At 73.3% G+C, this 6,000-nt stretch carries 4 protein-coding genes; 1 reads left to right on the top strand and 3 read right to left on the bottom strand.

Going from position 1 to position 6,000, the window contains the following annotated elements:
* Positions 1–50: 50 nt before the first annotated feature.
* The 3 genes from ACIQI7_RS34135 to ACIQI7_RS34125 all read right to left on the bottom strand — a co-directional run bounded on the left by ACIQI7_RS34135 (position 51) and on the right by ACIQI7_RS34125 (position 4,834).
* A complete protein-coding gene (locus tag ACIQI7_RS34135; RefSeq protein WP_401117591.1) occupies positions 51–476 on the bottom strand; it encodes a DUF742 domain-containing protein in 426 nt (141 codons plus the stop codon).
* A gap of 166 nt (positions 477–642) precedes the next feature.
* A complete protein-coding gene (locus ACIQI7_RS34130; RefSeq protein WP_387759430.1) occupies positions 643–1,056 on the bottom strand; it encodes a roadblock/LC7 domain-containing protein in 414 nt (137 codons plus the stop codon).
* Between the two features lie 10 nt (positions 1,057–1,066).
* On the bottom strand, positions 1,067–4,834 hold the full coding sequence (locus ACIQI7_RS34125) for a nitrate- and nitrite sensing domain-containing protein (RefSeq protein ID WP_401117589.1): 3,768 nt from the start codon (positions 4,832–4,834) through the stop codon (positions 1,067–1,069).
* Positions 4,835–5,472: 638 nt separating this feature from the next.
* Here ACIQI7_RS34125 and ACIQI7_RS34120 point away from each other — a divergent pair.
* Positions 5,473–5,691 carry a hypothetical protein gene (locus tag ACIQI7_RS34120; protein ID WP_360349040.1) on the top strand — a complete coding sequence of 73 codons (219 nt, stop codon included), beginning with the start codon at positions 5,473–5,475 and terminating at the stop codon, positions 5,689–5,691.
* The last annotated feature ends 309 nt before the right edge of the window (positions 5,692–6,000 follow it).

Below are 6,000 nucleotides of genomic sequence, written 5' to 3'. Positions count from 1 at the left end.
CCGCGACGACGATCTTCGCGGAGGTGGTGGCGCGGGTGGGGGCGGCCGCGTTAGAGCTTGCGAAGTCCACTGAGGACCCTTTCGAGCAGCGTGACATCGGGCGTTCCGCCCGACTCGCCCGCGGCGGCGGGCTGGTGGATGGCGACGAGACCGGCCTCGGCAAGGTCGGCGACGAGGATGCGGGCGACACCGAGCGGCACGCCGGCCAGTGCGGAGATCTCCGCGATGGACTTGACCTCGCGGCAGAGGCCGACGATCCGGGCGTGCTCGGGCAGCAGCCCGCTGGTCCGGTCGGCCGAGCCGGTGGTGGAGATCAGGGCCTCGATGGCGAGCTGGTAGCGCGGACGGGTCCGGCCGCCGGTCATCGCGTACGGGCGGACCAGCGGCTGCTGCTCGTAGCCGTCGGACTGCTGCCCGCCGTAGCCGCTGCCGTACCCGGTGCCGTACGAGCCGGCGGGTGTCGAGGGCGGGGTCATGGGTCCTCCTAGTGCTGCAGCCTTGAGCAGCCGGTTCCAGCTGGGGCGGTGCCAGCTGAGGCGGGATCAGCTGCCTGAGGGTAGCTGAGGGGGTCGCGCCGGGTCCGGTCGGGTCGGACCCGGCGAGGCAGGTGGGACGGGTGGGCGGATCCGCTCGGGGCCCGGCTCAGTGCAGGAGACTGCCCTGGAGTTCCGCGCGCAGAGCGGGGGTGAGGACGGCGCCGGCGCGGTCGACGAGCAACGCCATCTCGTAACCCACCAGACCGATGTCGGAGTCCGGCGCGGCCAGGACGGCCAGCGCCGAGCCGTCGCTGACGGCCATCAGGAACAGGAAGCCCCGCTCCATCTCGACGACGGTCTGGTTGACCTCGCCGCCCTCGAAGATCCGGCTCGCCCCGTTGGTCAGCGAGGTGAGGCCGGAGGCGACGGCGGCGAGCTGGTCGGCACGGTCCCGGGGGAAGCCCTCGGACATGCACAGCAGGAGGCCGTCCGCGGAGACCACCACGGTGTGGGACACCCCGGGGGTGTTGTCCACGAAGTTGGTGACCAGCCAGTTCAGGTTCTGTGCGGCCTGGCTCATCTGGTTCAACTCAACGCTCCTGGTGATCTGCGCCGTTGCCGTCGCTCCGGCCACCGAAACTATCGAATCCGGGCTGCTGGGCACCATGCTGGAAGCCCGGCTGGTTGGCGGCCTGCTCGGCCCCGGCGCGCCGGCCCTGCTGGATGCCGCGGCGCAGGTTGGTCAGCCGGCCGCGGACCTCCTCGGGGGCCCGGGAGACCTGCGGACCGGTCAGCGGCGAGGCCTCGGCGGTGCCGGAGACCAGGTTGGCCTGCGGGGTCCGCCGGGGCAGGCCCGACATGGTGACCCCGCTGGTCGAGGGCTCGCGGACCTGCTCGGCCCGGCGCCAGCGCTCGTCGTTCGCGGACGGACGCCACGGCGCGTCGCCGGGGCCCGGCTGCGGCTGGCCGTGCTGCTGCGGCTGCTGCTGGTGCCCCTGCGGCTGCTGGGGGGCCTGCTGCTGCGGAGCCTGCTGCGGCTGCTGCTGGGGGGCCTGCTGCTCCTGGGCCGGCTGCTGGAACTCCGGCGCGGAGGTGCCCGGGCGGCGCGGCTGGTACGACCGCGACCGTGCCTGCTGCTGGCCCTCGGCCTGCGGGTACCACGGCTGCTCGCCGCCGCCCTGCGGACCGCCGGCCTCGGACGGGCCGGTCGGCAGCGCCATCGGCTCCTGGTGCGGCAGCGGCTGCCGCTGCTGCGGGGCCTGCTCCTGGCGCACCGGCTCCGGACGCGGCGGGTTCGGCACGTTCGGCAGCACCGGCTCGACCAGGCCGAGGCCCAGCGGGTCGCGCGGGTCGATCTGGCTGGCCTCGAAGCGCGGGCGGGCGAACTGCTGGGTGCTCTCCACCGGCGCCGGCTCGGCCGACGGCAGCGGCTGGGGCTGCTGCTGGGCCTGCGGCGGCAGCGGCTGGGGCTGGCGGTCGCGCTGCGGGGCATCCGGGCCGGGGCGCTGCGGACCGCGCGGGCCCTGGGCGGCGGGCCGGCCGGGAGCGCCGGGGCCCTGCGGGGCCGGACGGCGCTGCGGCAGGCCGTCCTGCGGACGGTTGCCCGGGCGGGCGCCCTGCTGCGGAGCGCCGGGACCGCCGGGGCGGCCGTGCTGCGGGTGCTCGCCGGTCCGGGCGGCCGGACCGCCGTCGAACCCGCCGGCCGGACGCGGCCGCTCCTGGCCGGGCCGGCCCGGCTGGGGCTGACCGGCCTGCGGCTGGCCGGGCTGGGGCTGACCGGGCTGGCCGGGCTGCTGCTGACGGTCGCGGCGGGGCAGGCCGTTCGGGCCGCTCTGTGGCGGGCCCTGGCGGCCCGGGGCGCGCTGCGGCAGACCGCCCTGCTGGGCCTGCTGCGGAACCTGCTGCTGGGGCTGCTGCGCCTGCGGGGCCGGCTGCTGCTGCGGCTGGGCGGGCTTGCGGCCCTGGCCCTGCTGACCGCCGCCCTGCGGGACGACGGGGTTGTCCCGCAGCGACTTGCCGACCTGGCGGGTCGGCAGACCGCCGCCGGGCGCACCCGGGCCGGCCTGCCCACCGGGACCGGCCTGCGGACCGGTCGGAGCGGCCGGACCGCCCTGGCCGAGCTGCGGACGGCTGCCCTGCGGGGCACCGCCGGCCGCCGGGCCCTGGCCCAGCGCGGCCGGAGCGCCCTGGCGGCCGGGCGCCATCTGGCGCTGCTGGCGCGGCGTCGGGGCGACCCCGCGCTGCTGCTTGCCCTGGGCGGCACCGGCCCGGCCGGAGCCGGCGCCGCGGCGGTCGCCGGAGTTGGTGACGTCCACCGGGAGCATGACCAGCGCGGTGGTGCCGCCGGAGTCGCTGGGGCGCAGCTGGATCCGGATGCCGTGGCGCAGCGACAGGCGGCCGACCACGAAGAGGCCCATGCGGCGGGAGACGGAGACGTCCACCGTCGGCGGGTTGGCGAGGCGCTCGTTGATCTCGGCGAGGTCGTCGGGGCTCAGGCCGATGCCGGTGTCGTGGATCTCGACCAGCACGCGGCCGTCCGGCAGCGCGTGGCCGGTGACCCGGACGCGGGTCTGCGGGCTGGAGAACGACGTGGCGTTCTCCAGCAGCTCGGCGAGCAGGTGGACGAGGTCGTTGACGACGCGGCCGGCGACCTCGGCCGACGGCACGGCGGCGAGCTCGATGCGCTCGTACTGCTCCACCTCGGAGGCGGCGGCGCGGAGCACGTCGACCAGCGGGACGGGACGGGTCCAGCGGCGGCCCGGGTCCTCACCGGCGAGGACGAGGAGGTTCTCGCCGTTGCGGCGCATGCGGGTCGCGAGGTGGTCCAGCTTGAAGAGGTTGGCCAGCTGGTCCGGGTCCGCCTCGCGGCTCTCCAGTTCGGAGATGAGCGACAGCTGGCGCTGGATGAGGCCCTGGCTGCGGCGCGAGAGGTTGGTGAACATCGCGTTGATGTTGCCGCGCAGGAGGGCCTGCTCGGCGGCGAGGCGGACGGCCTCGCTGTGCACCATGTCGAACGCGTGGGCCACGTGGCCGATCTCGTCCGTGGAGTCGACGGCGACCGGCTCCACCGTGGTGTCGACGTCGTGCGGGTCGGCCTCGGAGAGGGTCTTGACCAGCTCGGGCAGCCGGCGCTCGGCGACGTCCTCGGCCGCGGCCTGGAGGCGGGTCAGCGAGCGCACCATCGAGCGGGCGATCAGACCGGCGCCACCGAGGGCGACGAGCAGCACCAGGGCGACCGCGACACCGATGATCAGGGCGTCGGCGTCGGCCTGGGACTGGAGGTCCTGGGCCTTGCCGTCCAGGTTCTCGATGAGCTTGGACTCGATCCGGCGCTCGGCGGTGATCTTGGCGCTGGCCTTCTCGAACCAGTCCTTGTAGCTGACCGCCTCGGTCTGCCGGATGCCGCTCTGGGTGAGGATCGTGGAGGCGTAGCGGTCGGCGTCGGCGACCACCGAGTTGTAGCTCAGCTGGCTGCGCAGGTTGTCCAGGTCGTGCGCGGTGTAGATGTTGTTGAAGCTCGCGATCGCGTTGTCGTACGAGCTGCGCAGACGGATACCGAAGGACTCGTCGCTGGGGCTGAGGTCGGGGGTCTTCGGGTTGGCGAGCGCGGCGCTGATCAGGGCCCGCTGCTGGGAGGTCGCGTTCTTCGCCAGCGAGAACTGCTGGAGCGCGCGGGTGGAGACGACCAGGTCCTTGTTGTTCGACGCGAGCGCGATGTCCTGGGTGATGGACAGCAGGTCGCGGATGATCACGTCGTAGGCGGTGATCGTCGACTGGATGTTCTGGTTGTTCTGGTACGGCAGGCTGCGGGTGTCCGCGATCGAGTTCAGGTCCTTGCGGATCTGGAGCAACAGCGCCTTTCCGCCGGACAGTTCGAGGTTCTCGAACTTGTCGGAGGACGCGGTGAAGGTGCGGCTCAGGTCGTCGGTGGACTTGCGGGCCGCGACGATGTCGTCGTCCAGCGGGGCGGTCGGGTCGTGGGTGATCGGGCCGGCGCTGATGTCGCGCTCGGTCTGGAGCGCGTCCGCGAGGTTGGTCGCCTTCTTGGCCAGGTCGGACAGGTTGGCCATCTGGGCGAGTTGCTGCGAGTTCTCCATCGAGCTCTGGATGCGCAGCCCACCGAGGACCAGCGAGACCAGCACGGGGAGGGCGAGCAGCGCGATCAGACGGGTGCGGATGCGCCAGTTGCGCATCGCGAGCCGGTTCAGACCGGTGGCGCGGCGCCGGGTCAGGGACGTACGGAGTTTGTCCCGGGCGGTCTTGCGCTCCTGGCCGTCCTCCTCCGGGCGTCCGGGGCCCTCGGGCGTCACCGGCTCGGCCGGGCCACCGGGGGCCGCCGCCTGTTGAGGGGCTGCCACAGGCTCACGCGACTCCGGGTTTCCCGCGGCGCCGCTACCCCTTTTGAAACGTCCCTGCACTGGCGTCGCAACCTCTGGACCGGGCGTCCCGCCGCGTCGCCACGGCCTGGACGGTGTCGAGTTTCCATCCGCACCCCGGCCGGTCCGGGAGAGCGGGCACCGGGGTGGACCACTCCCTACCCACGGTCCGTCGCATTCCAGCACAGCCGGGGAATCCCAACAAGGGCCGCAGGAACCGGGCGCCCGACGCTACCGACCGCTTGCGCGATCTTACGGACTGTGCGGTAACCGGACCGGAATACCGCCCTTTTCGGACACTCGCCGGAGACATGCCAAGCGGGCCAGGGGTCGGGAAGAGTCGCAGACCTTCCGGAATGCCCCTTATCGGTGGAATGTCGGAAAATCCCGATGCGGCGAAATGTCGGATATCTGCGCTTTGCTCTGCATTTTGTGAGCAAAATCACAGTCTAATGTGTAGCTTTGGTCACGGTCTCTGTGGAATGAGATCTCGTAACCTGGCTGTCTCCGGAGCACGGCCCCGATCAGCCTGCCCAGAACCCCTCCGAATCAATCGGAATCCATCAGGCCGGTGCCGATCCGCCGCGATCGGCCCCGCCCATGAACACGAGGTGCTCTCGATGTCCCAGGCGAAGAACGCCACCAAGTCCACGCTGTCCTGCCGCCCCACGGCGAACCCGCGCCGGACGACGCTGGCCTCGGTCGAGGACTTCAGCAAGATCCCGGGCGCCCGCAAGCCCGAGGACGTCGTGACCTACGGCACCGAGCTGCCGGCCGCCACCGCCAACCCGCGCCGCACCCAGCTGATGGTGGCCCCGGTCGTCGTCGTGCGGGACTGACCCCGCCGCGTTCCGCCGAGGGCGCCGCCGTCACACCGGTGACGGCGGCGCCCTGCGTTATTCGCCCGCTCGCCTCCGGAGCGCTCGGGCCCGGTGCCGACGGTCGGCGCTCCGTCGCTCGTGCCTCGCTCCCTCGCTTCTCGCTTTCGGCACCGGCGCGCCCCTTCGGCTCGGGGCGGTGATTCGCCCGCTCGCCTCCGGGGCGCTCGGGCCCGGTGCCGACGGTCGGCGCTCCGTCGCTCGTTCCTCGCTCCCTCGCTCCCTCGCTTCTCGCTTTCGGCACCGGCGCGCCCCTTCGGCTCGGGGCGG

This window comes from Kitasatospora sp. NPDC092039 (assembly GCF_044756065.1).
GTDB lineage: Bacteria > Actinomycetota > Actinomycetes > Streptomycetales > Streptomycetaceae > Kitasatospora.
Note: the sequence above shows the minus strand (reverse complement) of the source record. Positions and strands in the feature narration are given on the sequence as shown.